We start from the raw sequence: 15,058 nt of genomic DNA, 5'->3' as shown, positions 1-15,058 counted from the left end.
CGGAGCCGTCCAAGGGGGAGACTGTGCCATGGACTTCATGATCAGAGAGGTACGGCCGGAGGAGTACGAGGCCCTCGGCGAGATCACCGGGCGCGTCTACCTCGCCGACGGGTTCCTCATCCACGGCGAGGACGACTGGTACTTCGGCCATCTGAAGAACGTGGCCGGGCGGGCCGAGGTGGCCGACGTGCTCGTGGCCGTCGACGAGACGGCCGGCACCGTCCTGGGCGGTGTGACCTTCGTCCCGGCTCCCGGAGTGATGGGCGACCGCGCCACCACCGGCGAGACCGAGATCCGCATGCTGGCCGTCGACCACTCGGCGCGCGGCCGCGGTATCGGCGAAGCTCTCGTCCGGGCCTGCGCGGACCGGGCGCGGGCCGTCCCGGGCTGTGTGCGGATCGTCCTGTCCACCCAGCCCGAGATGCGCACCGCGCACCGCATCTACGAGCGCCTGGGCTTCCACCGCGCCCCGGAACGGGACTGGAGCCCCATCCCTGACCGGCCCGAATTCACCCTGCTCTGCTACACGCTGGAGTTGTAAGGGCGCAAACGACACACAACATGTGGGGGGTGCCTACAGAGGCGCCCCCCACATGTATGCTCATCCTCGCTGTCGCCGCAGGGGAATCCGGTGGAAATCCGGAACTGTCCCGCAACGGTGTGCTTCGTGCGTTTTCGTGTGACGTGAGTCCGAGGACCTGCCGACGGCGCACCCGGTCCGTCCGTTCCGGGTGCCACAGACGTCCGGGCCTCGCGGAGTGGGCCGGTGGACGCGGCGCCGCCGTGCGTACGGCCGCCCGTTCCCGCCTCCCCGCCCTGGCCCCGAGCCGAGCGAGGGAGAGCCCCCACGTGACCATCGCGCCCGCCGATCCGGCCGCAGCGATCGAGAACGACGGCCCCGGGACCGCGCTGTTGCGCACCCTGACCGATCTCACCGCCGACCTCCCGGACACCGACCCCGGCAAGGTCGCCGCCGCCGCGCTCCGCGGCCGGCACCCCGGCTCGGACGAGGCGGAGCTGCGCGAACTGGCCACGGAGGCCGCGGCCGGACTCATCGCCGAGGACCCGGCGTACTCCCGGCTCGCCGCCCGGCTGCTGACGATCACCATCGCCGACGAGGCGGCCGGCCAGGGCGCGGTGTCCTTCTCCGCCTCCGTCGCCGTCGGCCACCGCGAGGGCCTGATCGCCGACCGCACCGCCGAGTTCGTCGCCGCGCACGCCGCCCGGCTGGACGCGACCATCGACCCGGCCGCCGACGACCGCTTCGGCTACTTCGGTCTGCGCACCCTCTACTCGCGCTACCTGCTGCGTCACCCGATCACCCGCAAGGTCATCGAGACCCCGCAGCACTTCATGCTGCGCGTCGCCTCCGGCCTGGCCGAGGACGACTCCGCGCGAGCGCTGGACGAAGTGGCGGCGCTGTACGGCCTGATGAGCCGGCTCGACTACCTGCCCTCCTCCCCCACCCTGTTCAACTCCGGCACCCGCCACCCCCAGATGTCCTCCTGCTACCTGCTGGACTCCCCGCAGGACGAGCTGGACTCCATCTACGACCGCTACCACCAGGTCGCGCGCCTGTCGAAGCACGCCGGCGGCATCGGCCTGTCGTACTCCCGCATCCGCGCCCGTGGTTCGCTGATCCGCGGCACCAACGGCCACTCCAACGGCATCGTCCCGTTCCTGAAGACGCTGGACGCCTCCGTCGCCGCCGTGAACCAGGGCGGCCGCCGCAAGGGCGCCGCCGCGGTCTACCTGGAGACCTGGCACGCGGACATCGAGGAGTTCCTTGAGCTCCGCGACAACACCGGCGAGGACGCCCGCCGTACGCACAACCTCAACCTGGCGCACTGGATCCCGGACGAGTTCATGCGCCGGGTCAACGCGGACGCCGAGTGGTCGCTGTTCTCCCCGGCCGACGTGCCCGAGCTCGTCGACCTGTACGGCGAGGAGTTCGACGCCGCCTACCGCAAGGCCGAGGCGGCGGGCCTGGCCCGCAAGACCATGCCGGCCCGTGACCTCTACGGCCGGATGATGCGCACCCTCGCGCAGACCGGCAACGGCTGGATGACCTTCAAGGACGCCTCCAACCGGACCGCCAACCAGACCGCCCTGCCCGGCACGGTCGTCCACTCCTCGAACCTCTGCACCGAGATCATCGAGGTCACCAACGACGACGAGACCGCCGTCTGCAACCTCGGCTCGGTCAACCTCGGCGCCTTCGTCGACACGGCCTCCGGCGACCTCGACTGGGAGCGGCTCGACGCGACCGTCCGCACCGCGGTCACCTTCCTCGACCGCGTCGTCGACATCAACTTCTACCCGACCGAGCAGGCCGGCCGCTCCAACTCCAAGTGGCGTCCGGTGGGCCTGGGCGCCATGGGCCTCCAGGACGTCTTCTTCAAGCTGAAGCTGCCCTTCGACTCGGCCGAGGCCCGCGCGCTGTCCACCCGGATCGCCGAGCGGATCATGCTCGCCGCGTACGAGGCCTCCGCCGACCTCGCCGAGCGCGGCGGCCCGCTGCCCGCCTGGGAGCAGACCCGCACCGCCCGCGGCGTGCTGCACCCCGACCACTACGACGTGGAGCTGAACTGGCCGGAGCGCTGGGCCGCGCTGCGCGAGCGGATCGCCGCCGTCGGCCTGCGCAACAGCCTGCTGCTCGCGATCGCGCCGACCGCGACGATCGCTTCGATCGCCGGCGTCTACGAGTGCATCGAGCCGCAGGTCTCCAACCTCTTCAAGCGCGAGACGCTGTCCGGGGAGTTCCTCCAGGTCAACTCGTACCTGGTCGACGAGCTGAAGGAGCTCGGCGTGTGGGACGCGCAGACCCGCGAGGCGCTGCGCGACTCCAACGGCTCGGTGGCCGGCTTCGGCTGGGTGCCGGCCGAGGTGCGCGAGCTGTACCGCACGGCCTGGGAGATCCCGCAGCGCGGCCTGATCGACATGGCCGCCGCCCGCACCCCGTTCCTCGACCAGTCGCAGTCCCTGAACCTGTTCATGGAGACGCCGACCATCGGCAAGCTGTCGTCGATGTACGCGTACGCCTGGAAGCAGGGCCTGAAGACCACGTACTACCTGCGCTCCCGCCCGGCGACCCGGATCGCCCGCGCCGCCCAGGCCACGACCATCCCCGTCCAGCAGGCGACGCCCGACGCCGACGCCGTCGCCTGCTCCCTTGAGAACCCCGAGTCCTGCGAGGCCTGCCAGTGACCAGCCGTAACAACAACCTGCTCGACCCGGGCTTCGAGCTGACCCTGCGTCCGATGCGCTACCCGGACTTCTACGAGCGCTACCGCGACGCGATCAAGAACACGTGGACCGTGGAGGAGGTCGACCTCCACTCGGACGTCGCCGACCTCGCGAAGCTGTCCCCGGGCGAGCAGCACATGATCGGCCGTCTGGTCGCGTTCTTCGCGACCGGCGACTCGATCGTGGCGAACAACCTGGTCCTGACGCTGTACAAGCACATCAACTCCCCGGAGGCGCGCCTGTACCTGTCGCGCCAGCTCTTCGAGGAGGCCGTGCACGTCCAGTTCTACCTGACGCTGCTCGACACCTACCTGCCCGACCCGGACGACCGCGCCGCCGCGTTCGCCGCCGTCGAGAACATCCCCTCCATCCGCGAGAAGGCGCAGTTCTGCTTCAAGTGGATGGACTCGGTCGAGAAGATCGACCGTCTGGAGACGAAGGCCGACCGCCGCCGCTTCCTGCTGAACCTGATCTGCTTCGCCGCGTGCATCGAGGGTCTGTTCTTCTACGGTGCCTTCGCCTACGTGTACTGGTTCCGGTCCCGCGGTCTGCTGCACGGCCTGGCCACCGGCACCAACTGGGTGTTCCGCGACGAGACGATGCACATGAACTTCGCCTTCGAGGTCGTGGACACCGTCCGCAAGGAGGAGCCCGAGCTCTTCGACGACGAGCTCCAGCAGCAGGTCACCGACATGCTGAAGGAGGCCGTCGAGGCGGAGCTCCAGTTCGGCCGGGACCTGTGCGGTGACGGCCTGCCGGGCATGAACACCGAGTCGATGCGCGAGTACCTCCAGTGCGTCGCCGACCAGCGGCTCACCCGCCTGGGCTTCGCCCCGGTGTACGGCTCGGAGAACCCGTTCGCGTTCATGGAGCTCCAGGGCGTCCAGGAGCTGACCAACTTCTTCGAGCGCCGGCCGTCCGCGTACCAGGTGGCGGTCGAGGGCTCGGTGGACCTGGACGAGGACTTCTAGTCCCCGCTCCGGCCCACGAGGAAGGGCCCCGCTGCCACGGGGGGAGCGGGGCCCTTCGGCGTACGTGCGCACCCGCGTCCGTACGTACGGGAACGTCAGTCGTTCGGGACGACCGGGTAGCGCGGGGTGCCCTCTTCCATCTGGCGCAGGGCGTCCTTGCGGTCCCGCTTCGACAGCTTGTCGATGTACAGGAAGCCGTACAGGTGGTCCGTCTCGTGCTGCAGGCAGCGGGCGAAGTAGCCGGTGCCCCGCACCTTGATGGGGTTGCCCTGCGCGTCCTGGCCGTGCACCTCGGCGTAGTCCGGGCGGGCCAGCGAGGCGTACGCGGTCGGCACCGAGAGGCAGCCCTCGTTGGAGTCGTCGAGGTGGCGGCGGTCGGCCGGCAGGTCCACCAGGACCGGGTTGCAGACGGCGCCGACGTGCCGGACGCCCTCGTCGTCCATGCAGTCGTAGACGAAGACCTTCAGGTCCACGCCGATCTGGTTCGCGGCCAGGCCGACGCCCTCGGCGGTCCGCTGGCTGGCGAACATGTCGTCGATGAGCCGGCCGAGCTCGTCGTCGAACTCGGTGACGTCCTTGCACTCGCGGTGGAGCACGGGGTTGCCGACGACCGTGATCGGGCGCGAGGTGCCCCGCTCGCGGTGGGCGAGCTCGCGCTCCTCGCAGTCCTCCGTGTCCACGACGAAGCCGTCGTTGATCTGCTCGTCCGTCTCCTGCTGCGCCATGTCCGGCCGCGCCCTTCTGAAAACCCGATTCCGTCGGAGGACAGCCTACGGGCCCGAGCCCACCCGGCTCAGCAGACCTCTTCCAGATCGCGCCACTCGCGGCTGTCCGGGCTGTCCGCGACCCAGCCGTCGAGCAGCCCGCGGACCAGCCCGGCGGGCGCCGCGATGCCGCACTCGCGCTCCGGGACCCACAGCTCGCCGGGCGAGCGGTGGCCCAGCGGGCCGGGGTGGCCGGGCTCGCTGTGGTCGTGCGGGTCCAGGTGCTCGCCCTCGCCCTCGGCGCTGGGCATCGTCGACTCGGAGCAGGCGCGGCAGAGCAGCCGGACGGAGGACGACCAGTCCTCGGCTGCGAAGCCCGCGTCGGCGGCGAGCTGCTCCAGGGCGTCGCGGTCGGCCTCGGTGGCGGCCTCCAGGAGGACCACCCAGGTGGGGACGGGCGAGGGCGCCCACAGCTCGATCTCGTCGAAGACGGGGTAGGAGGGGCCGGCGCTGGTGGTGCGCTCGCCGTTCGGGACGCCGTCGTGCAGCACGACCTCGCCCCAGCGGCGGCCCGAGGACGGGAGCGGGATGGAGAGGACCTCGATGCGCGCCGGGTCCAGGCGACGGCCCCACACGACCTCGGCCTCGCCCTCCGGGGAGAGCCGCACGGCCGCGCTGCCCAGCTCCATGCCGGCCGGCTCGCCGGTGCCCGAGGCGGCTCCCGGGACCTTGAGCCCGTAGGCCTGCCAGGCGCGGCGGGCCAGCGGCCAGTCCTGCAGGGCGGTGGCGGCGATGCCCACGTTCCACCAGTCGGGGGCGCCGGTCTCCTTGTCGAGCAGGGCGACGGCGCGCAGCCCCGCGGCGCGGGCCTGCTCCCAGTCGTGCCGGAACTTGTGGAGCAGGGCCAGGTTGAACCAGGACTCGGACAGCCAGGGCTCCAGGTCCGCCGCGCGCGTGAGCAGCGCGCCCGCGTCCTCGTACCGGCCGTCGCCGATCAGCGTGAACGCGCGGTCGGTGGCCTGCCGCCACGAGGCGGAGGGCCGATGCCGTACCTTCCCGAAGATCCTCACGATTCCCGCCTGCCGGTCGCTTCACCCTCTTGTTCGCATCCAACCATGCCCGGTCGGACACGCGCTCATTACCCATGGGTTACCCCGGAGGAGCTGGGGTGACGCCGCCCCGCGCGAGAACGCGGGCGAGGGATTCCACGACGTCGGGGTGGTAGTCGTGCGCGGTGCCGAGCCGGAGCCGTTCCAGGGCGCCCAGGCCGCCGCCCGGGCTGCCCGCGGCGAGGTCGTCGTAGGCGTTGACGGCCCGCACGATCCGGGCCGGGAGCGGCTGCTCGACGTACGGGTCGGCCTGCCGCTCGACGATCCGGGCGACGGCCTCGGGGACCCCGGTCTGCCGCACCACGGCGGCGCCGAGCAGCGCGATCCTGCGCTGCTCCTCGGCGGGCAGCGGGGCGGTGGCGCCGCCGGCCACCGGGTCGACCAGGGAGAGCTGTCCGATGTCGTGCATCAGCGCCGCGGACTCCAGGACGGTCAGCTCGGGCCCGGAGAGCCCGAGCTCCCGGCCCACGGCCCGGCTGAGCGCGGCCACCCGGTGGGCGTGGCCGGGCGGGGTGCAGCCGGCGATCTCGGTGGCGCGGGCGAGCGAGGCGATGGTCTGCCGACTGGTGGTGCGCACGGCCGCGTACCGCCGGAAGGAGACCTGGGTGAGCAGCAGCGGTACGGCGAAGACGGGCAGCGCCCACAGTCCGGCGACGGCCACCGCGAGGGCCATGACGGCGCCGGTGGCGCACACGGCGGAGCCGATGCCGGGCAGGGCGCGCAGCTCGTCGCGGAGCAGCGGCCCGTAGGGGTGGCCGTTGCGGGCGCGGTGCAGCAGGGCGGCGAGGACGGCGTCGCACAGTGCGGTGAGGAGCAGCAGCAGGAGCAGGAAGAGGGCGTGCGCGGGGCCCTGGCCGAGGTGGGCGGTGACGGCGCCCGCGTTGTAGAGGGGCTGGAAGCAGGCGGCGGTGAAGGCGACGGTGAGGACGCGGCGGGCCAGGTGGTCGAGGTCGGGATCACGTCCGCGGGCCAGGTGCGGGACGGTGCCGACGAGGCCGGCCGCGACGGCCACGGCGACGGTCTGGAGGACGCCGTGGGTGGTGGCCTCGCCGGCGTTCTGGCCCAGCAGGGCGTACGCGAGGGCTCCGGCGGTGGCGAGCGGGGCCGGTTCCCGCTCGCCGGGCTGGGCGCCCCAGCGGGCCAGCTCGCCGAAGGCGATGAGGACGCCGAAGGCCAGGGCGTTGGCGGGCTCGTCCAGGCCGTGCCAGAGGGTGAAGCCGAGCGCGGTGAGGGTGAGCAGGAGGGCGGCACCGTGAACTGCCGTGGTGGTGGTGCGGGCGGTCTTCATGCCGGCCGCCGATCGGAGTGGCCCCGCCGGTCCGCGGGGCCCGGGGCCTCCGCGGCGGAGGGAGGCGTCCGGTCCGCGACCTCCGCGGCGGAGGGCGGCGTCCGGTCCGCGACCTCCGCATCGCTCCGCTCGTTCAGGACGCCGCCACGGCCGGACGCCTCCCTGCCACACTCCGGCCCCGGATCCCTTCCGGCCGTCGGCGCCCGCGGTTCTCGCGGGGCCGGGACGGCGGGCTCGTCCGCCGTGACCTCCGTCTGCCAGCCGTGCTGGTGCAGCGCGCGGGCGAGGGCGTCGACCATGCGGGGGTCGAACTGGGTGCCCGCGCAGCGCTGCAGCTCGGTCAGGGCCGTCGCGACGGGGCGGGCGCGGCTGTAGGAGCGGGTGGAGGTCATGGCGTCGAAGGCGTCGGCGACGGCCACCACGCGCGCGTACTCGGGGATCTGGTGGCCCTTGAGGCCGTACGGGTAGCCGGAGCCGTCCATGCGTTCGTGGTGGTGGAGGATCGCCGTGCGGGCCTCGCCGAGGAAGCCGATGCCGCGGACCATCTCGTGCCCGTACTCGGGGTGGAGTTCGATGACCCGGCGCTCGTCGGGGGTGAGCGGGCCGTCCTTGCGCAGGACGCGGGTGGGGACGCCGAGCTTGCCGACGTCGTGGAGGATGCCGGCGAAGCGGACGACCTCCAGGCGGGGTTCGTCCATGCCGAGCTCTCGGGCGATGAGGACGGAGGCGTGGCCGACGCGCTCGCTGTGGCCGCGGGTGTAGCGGTCCTTGATGTCGACGGCCTGGACGAGGGCCCGGATGGTGGCCTGGTGGGCGGCGCGTTCCCGGTGGTACTGGGCGAAGCCCCAGCAGGAGATGTACATGGGCAGCAGGACGAAGAGGGCGGCCGGCGGGCCGTAGCTGCTGCGCCAGAGGACGGCCATCATCAGGCCTGCCAGGCCGTGCACGGTGTGCGGGGCGAGCGCGCGGCCGAACAGCCCGCGCCACGCGGTGCGCAGCGGGAACTGCTCGGCGGTGGCGCGGATGCCGCCGTCGAGGGCGGTGAGGACGAGGCAGAAGGTGAGGGTCGTGGCTCCGGCCGGGAGCAGGACGTAGGGGAAGTCGGGGGTGTGCGGTCCGAGACCGAGCGCGTCGGGGCAGCGCAGGGCCTGGCCGGTGCGGGCGGCGGCCCAGACGGCGAGGACGAGCTGGGCGGCACGCCACGCCCGGCGCAGGGCGAAGGGCGGGCGCTCCACGCGGGCGAGCAGGGCCCCGGGCAGGGCGGTGAGCGCGGCGGCGGCGGGCGGCAGCAGCAGCGCGGCGGCGAGCAGGACGGGGAAGAAGGAGCCCGTGCCGAGCGGCGCGGGACCGCGCTCGCCGTCGGGGCCGCCGCCGAGGATCCGGCTGGTGAGCCGGCAGCGGGCGGGCAGTTCGCAGACCGGGTGGAGGGCCGCGAGCAGCAGCACCGTCTGCCAGGGCGTGCCGGGGCGTAAGGCGGGCAGGGCGGCCGCGGCGGCGGCCAGCAGGGCACAGCCGATGAACACGCGTGCCGTTCGCGGGACCACCATCACGCCCGCCACGCTAGCGAGTTGGGCTCCGGGGAGCGGCCGGGCGCGGGCGATTCGCACCATCGGGTGATACAAGCCGATGGGCCTATAGACAGACCGGGAGCCGGGCGAGGTGCTCGCCCGGCTCCCGGTTCGCGTGCTGCGGCTACTGCTCCTGCGGGGTCGGGGAGGGTGCGGCCACGTCCTGTTCGGGCACCAGGTGTCCCGAGCGGATCAGCTCGATCCGGCCCATCACCTTGGCGCGCAGGTCGACCGGCACGTCGTCACTGCCGCAGCAGCGCTTGACCAGCTTCTTCACGGCCTGTTCGAGGCCGTACTTCTCCAGGCACGGGGAGCACTCCTCGAAGTGCACCTCGAACTTGGTGCATTCACCGTCGGGCATCTCTCGGTCGAGGAACTCGTAGAGATGGTCCAGGACCTCTGAGCAGTCCGTCTCGTGCGGGTCTCCGCAGCTCATGAGCCCGAGCCTTTCAGATCGTGCGACGACTCACCGGCGCCCGCGGGAACCAGCCCGCGGTCGCGGGCGTAGTCCTCGAGCATGCCGCGCAGCTGGCGGCGGCCCCGGTGCAGTCGGGACATCACCGTACCGATGGGTGTACCCATGATGTCCGCGATCTCCTTGTACGCAAAGCCCTCGACATCGGCGAGATAGACGGCGATGCGGAACTCCTCGGGGATCGCCTGCAGCGCTTCCTTCACGTCGGAGTCCGGCAGGTGGTCGAGGGCCTGGGACTCCGCGGACCGCAGTCCGGTCGACATGTGCGACTCGGCGCGGGCGAGCTGCCAGTCCTCGATCTCCTCGGCGGCCGAGCGCTGGGGCTCACGCTGCTTCTTGCGGTACGAGTTGATGAAGGTGTTCGTGAGGATGCGGTACAGCCACGCCTTCAGGTTCGTGCCCTCGCGGAACTGGTGGAAGGAGCCGTACGCCTTCGCGTAGGTCTCCTGCACCAGGTCCTCGGCGTCCGCGGGGTTGCGCGTCATGCGCAGCGCGGCCGAGTACATCTGGTCGAGGTAGCCGAGGGCGTCCCGCTCGAAGCGCGCGTTGCGCTCCTCGGTCGTCTCCTCGGGGCCTTCGTCGGTCCCTGTGTCGGTCCCAGTGACCGGACCCACCTCCTCCAGCGCTGCGGCGAACCCGAACGCGGACCCGCTCGCTTCGGAGGATAGACGAGGAACCGCTCCGTCCGCCGCCCGAATAGGCGTGCCCTTGGGCGCAGGCAGTACCGTCCAGTCCAGGTCAGCGGCCTGCGGGCGCTGCGGGCAGATGGTCGAACCCATGCGACGGACTCCCTCTTTCCTTGCTCTCCTGTACCGACGTCCGTCACAACAGTGGTCCCGCACTCCACATTCCCGGTGCGGCCGGACGGTCAGCGAAGTGACGCGATCCACCCCGCGACCTCGCGGACGATCATGTCCAGGGCCTCGTCCTGCGTGATCGGGGCCCGCTTGGGCACGGCGAAGCCGTGGTCGCCGTACGGGACCTCGACGAGCGTGTGGTCGCCGGGCGGGAACTCGGCGGGCTTCCCGAACGGGTCGTTGCCGCCCTGGACGACGAGGGTCGGCACGCCGGAGCCGCCCAGTTCGTCACCTCGGGACTTCTCCGGCCTGCCCGGCGGGTGGAGCGGGAAGCTCAGCGCGAGGACGGCGCTCGCGCCGAGCTCGGCGGCCGTGCGGCAGGCGACCCGGGCGCCCGCGCTGCGCCCGCCGGCGATCACCGGCAGGCCGGGCGCGGCGAGCGCGGGCCACAGACCGCGCCACCCGGTGTCCAGGGTCTTCGGCGCGGGCGCGACCTTCTTGCCCGCGACCCGCCAGGGCTGCTCGACCAGGGCCACGGTCACGCCCTCGGCGGGCAGCGCCGCGGCCAGCGCCCGCAGGTCGCGGGCCTCGATGCCGCCGCCCGCGCCATGGCTCACGGCAAGCACGGTCCACGGCTTCTTCGCGGCGTGCCAGGTGATCCGGGCGTCCCCGGCGTCGGTCGGAACGGTCTCGCTCTTCGTCACGGTCACCCGCCCATCCTGCCCCGGCCCGCGGCCGGTCCGGCGGATCGGAGCCGGGGCCTCAGGGCGTTTCCCGCCCGTCAGAAGAGCGTCGCCACCTCCGGGCCCTCCAGCTCCGTCAGTAGCTCGGGCCCGTTGTTGCGTACGTTGCTGACGGCGGTCGCCACCGGGTAGGCGCGCATCAGGCCCTCCGTCGGCGGGGCGAGCAGCGAGCGCAGCTCGTCGAGGCCGGTGCGGGACGGGTCGAGCCAGGCGTCCCAGCGGTCGGGGGTCAGCATCAGCGGCATCCGGGGATGGATGTCGGCCAGCGAGCCCGGCCCCTCGGCCGGGGCCACGCCCAGCGGGCCGGTCTCGGCCTCGGTGGTGACCACCGAGCAGGTCACCCACCAGGCCTGCGGGTGGTCGTCGGGCAGGGTGCGGTCCCGCCAGAACTCGTAGAGCCCGGCCATGGCGAAGACCGAGCCGTCGGCGGGGGTCACGAAGTACGGCTGCTTGCGGGGGCGCTTCTTCCTGCCCTCGACCTCCAGCTCCCGCTCGTCGGCCGCGGTCACCCACTCGTAATACCCGTCGGCGGGCAGGATGCAGCGGCGGGCCGCGAAGGCCTTCTTGAAGGAGGGCTTCTCGTGCACGGTCTCCGCGCGGGCGTTGATCATCCGGGCGGCGCCCTCCGGGTTCTTCGCCCAGGACGGCACGAGCCCCCACTTCAGGACCCGCATCTGGCGAACCGGCCGCCGCGATTCCGCGTCTTTCAGAGGACGCTCCAGGATCGCGTAGACCTCCTTGGTCGGGGCCACGTTCCAGTCGGGCGCCAGGGTCTCCTCCGGCTCCCACTTCTCGACCCCGAAGGCGTCCACCAGGTCCTCGGGTCGCCTGCTCGCCGCATACCGTCCGCACATGAGTGCCACACTGCCACGTCACACCCGTCACCCGACCGCCACCCCGAGACGACGGTGCGACGCACCGGCCCCTTTCCCCGACGTCCCTTCCCACCGAGGAGCCCGTCCGCAAAATGAGCCCTGAACTCGACCTCCTCGGCACCCAGCCCGCGCCCGCGACGTGGATCGTGGTCGCCACGGCGGTCGCCGCCCTCGCGGCGGTCGTGCCCCGCCCCATATGGCGGCTGTCCAGGAACGCGATCACCATCGCCCACGAGGGCGGCCACGGTCTGGTCGCGCTCGTCACCGGCCGCCGCCTCCAGTCGATCCGGCTGCACTCCGACACCAGCGGGCTCACCGTCTCGCGCGGCCGGCCCACCGGCATCGGCATGATCCTGACGGCCGCCGCGGGCTACACCGCGGCCCCGCTGCTCGGCCTCGGCGGCGCCGCGCTGCTCGCCTCGCACCACGTGACGCTGCTGCTCTGGCTGGCCACGGCCCTGCTCCTCGCGCTCCTGGTGATGGTGCGCAACGCGTACGGGATCTTCACCGTCCTGGTGACGGGGGCCCTGTTCCTCCTGGTGTCCTGGCTGGCCGGCCCGGACGTCCAGGGCGTGTTCGCCTACGCGGTGGTGTGGTTCCTGCTGCTCGGCGGGGTCCGTCCGGCGTTCGAACTCCAGGCCAAACGGCGGCACGGCGGCGCCGGGGACTCCGACGCCGACCAGCTCTCCCGGCTCACCCACGTGCCTGCCGCGCTGTGGCTGTTCTTCTTCCATGCGGTCTCCCTGAGCGCCCTGATCGGCGGCTTCCGCTGGCTCCTGGCGTCGTGACTCCCCCGTAAAGTGAGGGCATGACCGAAAGCTCCGCGTCCACCGATCCCCTTACCGGCCTCTGGCCCGCCCCTCATGCGGGCGGCGCCGTCGACGCCACCGTCACCGTGCCCGGATCGAAGTCGGTCACCAACCGGGCCCTGGTGCTCGCCGCCCTGGCCGCCGAGCCGGGCTGGGTGCGCCGCCCGCTGCGCTCGCGCGACACCGTGCTCATGGCGGAGGCCCTGCGCACCCTCGGCGTCAAGATCGAGGAAGGCGTGGGCCCGGACGGCACGGGCGAGGCCTGGCGGGTCATCCCGGCCGGGCTGCGCGGCCCGGCGACCGTGGACGTCGGCAACGCGGGCACGGTCATGCGCTTCCTGCCGCCGGTCGCGGCCCTGGCCGACGGCGCGGTCCGTTTCGACGGCGACCCGCGCTCCCACGAGCGCCCGCTGCACGGCGTGATCGACGCCCTGCGCGCGCTGGGCGCACGCATCGACGACGACGGGCGCGGCGCGCTGCCGATGACCGTGCACGGGGCCGGCGGTCTGGAGGGCGGTGTCGTGGAGATCGACGCCTCCTCGTCGTCCCAGTTCGTCAGCGCCCTGCTGCTCTCGGGGGCCCGCTTCAACCACGGCGTGGAGGTACGGCACGTCGGCGGCCGGCTGCCCTCGCTGCCGCACATCCGGATGACCGTAGACATGCTGCGTGCGGTCGGCGCCCAGGTCGACGAGCCCGAGCACGGCGGCCGCCCCGACGTGTGGCGGGTGGCGCCGTCGGCGCTGCTCGGCCGCGACCTGGTGGTGGAGCCCGACCTGTCGAACGCCCAGCCGTTCCTGGCCGCGGCGCTGGTCACCGGCGGCCGGGTCACCGTGCCCGACTGGCCGGAGCGGACCACCCAGCCTGGTGACGCGCTGCGGGAGATCTTCACCGAGATGGGTGGCTCCTGCGAGCTCACCGAGCGGGGCCTGACCTTCACCGGCACCGGCCGGATCCACGGCATCGACGTGGACCTGGGCGAGGTCGGCGAGCTGACCCCGGGCATCGCGGCCGTCGCCGCGCTCGCCGACTCCCCCTCGACCCTGCGCGGCGTCGCCCATCTGCGGCTCCACGAGACGGACCGGCTGGCGGCGCTGACCAAGGAGATCAACGGTCTCGGCGGCGACGTCACGGAGACCGAGGACGGGCTGCGGATCGTCCCGCGCCCGCTGCGCGGCGGCGTCTTCCACACGTACCACGACCACCGGATGGCGACCGCGGGCGCGATCATCGGCCTCGCCGTCGAGGGCGTGGAGATCGAGAACGTGGCGACGACCGAGAAGACCTTGCCCGACTTCCCGAGGATGTGGACCGAAATGCTCGGAGCCTGAGCCATGCGGCGTTACGGGAAGCACACCGACGAGGACGACATCCGCCAGCGGCCCAACCGCAAGGGCAGCCGTCCCCGTACCAGCATCCGTCCGAAGCACGAGGACGCCGAGGAGGGCATGGTCCTCACCGTCGACCGGGGCCGGCTGACCTGCCTCGTCGACGACCGGGTCGTGCTGGCGATGAAGGCCCGCGAGCTGGGCCGCAAGGCCGCCGTGGTCGGCGACCGGGTCTCCCTGGTGGGCGACCTGTCCGGCGAGAAGGACACGCTCGCCCGGATCGTGCGGATCGGCGAGCGCAGTTCGGTGCTGCGCCGGACCGCCGACGACGACGACCCGTACGAGCGGGTGGTCGTCGCCAACGCCGACCAGCTGGCGATAGTGACCGCGCTCGCCGACCCCGAGCCGCGCCCGCGGCTGATCGACCGCTGTCTGGTGGCGGCCTACGACGGCGGGCTCTCGCCCTTCCTGGTCCTGACGAAGTCGGACCTGGCTCCGCCGTCGGCGCTGCTGGAGCTGTACGGCGACCTGGACATCCCGTACGTCGTCGTGAACCGCGAGGAGCTGTACGACGGCGGGGCGGCGGACCGGGTGCGCGAGCACCTGGGCGGCCGGGTGACCGCGTTCGTGGGGCACTCGGGCGTGGGCAAGACGACTCTGGTGAACGCGCTGGTGCCGCAGGAGCGGCGGCGGGTCACCGGTCACGTGAACGCGGTGACGGGCCGCGGCCGGCACACCACGACCTCGGCGCTCGCGCTGCCGCTGGACAAGGCGGACGGCTGGGTCATCGACACGCCCGGCGTGCGGTCCTTCGGGCTGCACCACGTCGACCCCGCCCGGGTCATCCACGCCTTCCCGGACCTGGAGTCCGGCACGGAGGACTGCCCGCGCGCGTGCAGCCACGACGAGCCGGACTGCGCGCTCGACGCGTGGGTGGCGGAGGGTCACGCGGACCCGGCCCGGCTGGTGTCGCTGCGCCGGCTTCTCGCGACCCGCGAGCGTCGTGAGGGCGACTGACGGGGCGAAGGGGCCGACCGGGCCCGCGGGGCTGACGGCGCGTTCACCCGTCTCGCTCACGTTTGCGGGCGCCGGCTGCTGGTAAGTGCATAATCGCACCAAGTAAGACGAAGCAGTCACCGAGGGCGTGG

The 15,058-nt window shown here is 72.7% G+C and carries 14 protein-coding genes and 1 riboswitch; of the genes, 6 read left to right on the top strand and 8 right to left on the bottom strand.

All coding sequences use genetic code 11. The annotated features are described in order from the left end of the window. Positions 1 to 28: 28 nt before the first annotated feature. The 3 genes from ACFY8W_RS20720 (at position 29) to ACFY8W_RS20710 (ending at position 4,217) form a co-directional block, all read left to right on the top strand. Positions 29 to 541: a GNAT family N-acetyltransferase gene (locus ACFY8W_RS20720; RefSeq protein ID WP_391107068.1), complete on the top strand. Its 513-nt coding sequence runs from the start codon at positions 29 to 31 to the stop codon at positions 539 to 541. 81 nt (positions 542 to 622) lie between these two features. Continuing rightward, a riboswitch (cobalamin riboswitch) is annotated at positions 623 to 699 on the top strand. Between the two features lie 150 nt (positions 700 to 849). After that, the gene (locus tag ACFY8W_RS20715) at positions 850 to 3,207 is read left to right on the top strand and encodes a ribonucleoside-diphosphate reductase subunit alpha (RefSeq protein WP_391107066.1); all 2,358 of its coding nucleotides are present in this window, start codon (positions 850 to 852) and stop codon (positions 3,205 to 3,207) included. Between the two features lie 53 nt (positions 3,208 to 3,260). Further along, a complete protein-coding gene (locus ACFY8W_RS20710; RefSeq protein ID WP_391108240.1) occupies positions 3,261 to 4,217 on the top strand; it encodes a ribonucleotide-diphosphate reductase subunit beta in 957 nt (318 codons plus the stop codon). Between the two features lie 95 nt (positions 4,218 to 4,312). Here the strand turns inward: ACFY8W_RS20710 and def are convergent, their stop codons facing one another. The 8 genes from def to ACFY8W_RS20670 form a co-directional block, all read right to left on the bottom strand. Next, positions 4,313 to 4,942, bottom strand: a complete 630-nt coding sequence (def, locus tag ACFY8W_RS20705) for a peptide deformylase (RefSeq protein ID WP_391107063.1) — start codon at positions 4,940 to 4,942, stop codon at positions 4,313 to 4,315. A 68-nt stretch (positions 4,943 to 5,010) separates the two neighbouring features. Next, positions 5,011 to 5,991 carry a hypothetical protein gene (locus ACFY8W_RS20700; protein ID WP_345485738.1) on the bottom strand — a complete coding sequence of 327 codons (981 nt, stop codon included), beginning with the start codon at positions 5,989 to 5,991 and terminating at the stop codon, positions 5,011 to 5,013. 79 nt (positions 5,992 to 6,070) lie between these two features. Next, a complete protein-coding gene (locus tag ACFY8W_RS20695; protein WP_391107059.1) occupies positions 6,071 to 7,318 on the bottom strand; it encodes an HD domain-containing protein in 1,248 nt (415 codons plus the stop codon). Then, positions 7,315 to 8,865 (bottom strand): HD domain-containing phosphohydrolase, encoded by a 1,551-nt coding sequence (locus ACFY8W_RS20690; RefSeq protein ID WP_391107056.1) that lies wholly within the window; start codon positions 8,863 to 8,865, stop codon positions 7,315 to 7,317. The genes ACFY8W_RS20695 and ACFY8W_RS20690 overlap by 4 nt, the downstream gene beginning before the upstream one ends. A 145-nt stretch (positions 8,866 to 9,010) precedes the next feature. Continuing rightward, entirely contained in the window at positions 9,011 to 9,322 is a 312-nt protein-coding gene (rsrA, locus tag ACFY8W_RS20685; protein ID WP_391107053.1) for a mycothiol system anti-sigma-R factor, read from the bottom strand. Next, a complete protein-coding gene (locus ACFY8W_RS20680; protein ID WP_384419839.1) occupies positions 9,319 to 9,975 on the bottom strand; it encodes a sigma-70 family RNA polymerase sigma factor in 657 nt (218 codons plus the stop codon). Before ACFY8W_RS20680 ends, rsrA begins: the two co-directional genes overlap by 4 nt. A gap of 254 nt (positions 9,976 to 10,229) precedes the next feature. Then, the gene (locus tag ACFY8W_RS20675) at positions 10,230 to 10,862 is read right to left on the bottom strand and encodes an alpha/beta family hydrolase (protein ID WP_391108237.1); all 633 of its coding nucleotides are present in this window, start codon (positions 10,860 to 10,862) and stop codon (positions 10,230 to 10,232) included. A gap of 77 nt (positions 10,863 to 10,939) precedes the next feature. Continuing rightward, entirely contained in the window at positions 10,940 to 11,755 is an 816-nt protein-coding gene (locus ACFY8W_RS20670) for an SOS response-associated peptidase family protein (RefSeq protein ID WP_391107050.1), read from the bottom strand. Positions 11,756 to 11,868: 113 nt separating this feature from the next. Here ACFY8W_RS20670 and ACFY8W_RS20665 point away from each other — a divergent pair, with 113 nt between their 5' ends. The 3 genes from ACFY8W_RS20665 to rsgA are packed head-to-tail and all read left to right on the top strand — an operon-like array spanning position 11,869 to position 14,927. Then, positions 11,869 to 12,564: a M50 family metallopeptidase gene (locus tag ACFY8W_RS20665; protein WP_391107048.1), complete on the top strand. Its 696-nt coding sequence runs from the start codon at positions 11,869 to 11,871 to the stop codon at positions 12,562 to 12,564. A gap of 20 nt (positions 12,565 to 12,584) precedes the next feature. Next, positions 12,585 to 13,913 (top strand): 3-phosphoshikimate 1-carboxyvinyltransferase, encoded by a 1,329-nt coding sequence (gene aroA / locus ACFY8W_RS20660; RefSeq protein WP_391107045.1) that lies wholly within the window; start codon positions 12,585 to 12,587, stop codon positions 13,911 to 13,913. 3 nt (positions 13,914 to 13,916) lie between these two features. Next, the gene (gene rsgA, locus ACFY8W_RS20655) at positions 13,917 to 14,927 is read left to right on the top strand and encodes a ribosome small subunit-dependent GTPase A (protein WP_391107042.1); all 1,011 of its coding nucleotides are present in this window, start codon (positions 13,917 to 13,919) and stop codon (positions 14,925 to 14,927) included. Positions 14,928 to 15,058: the final 131 nt, after the last annotated feature.

The sequence above is a fragment of the Streptomyces sp. NPDC012637 genome, from assembly GCF_042954805.1.
Classification (GTDB): Bacteria; Actinomycetota; Actinomycetes; order Streptomycetales; family Streptomycetaceae; genus Streptomyces.
This window is presented reverse-complemented; position numbering and strand designations above follow the sequence as displayed.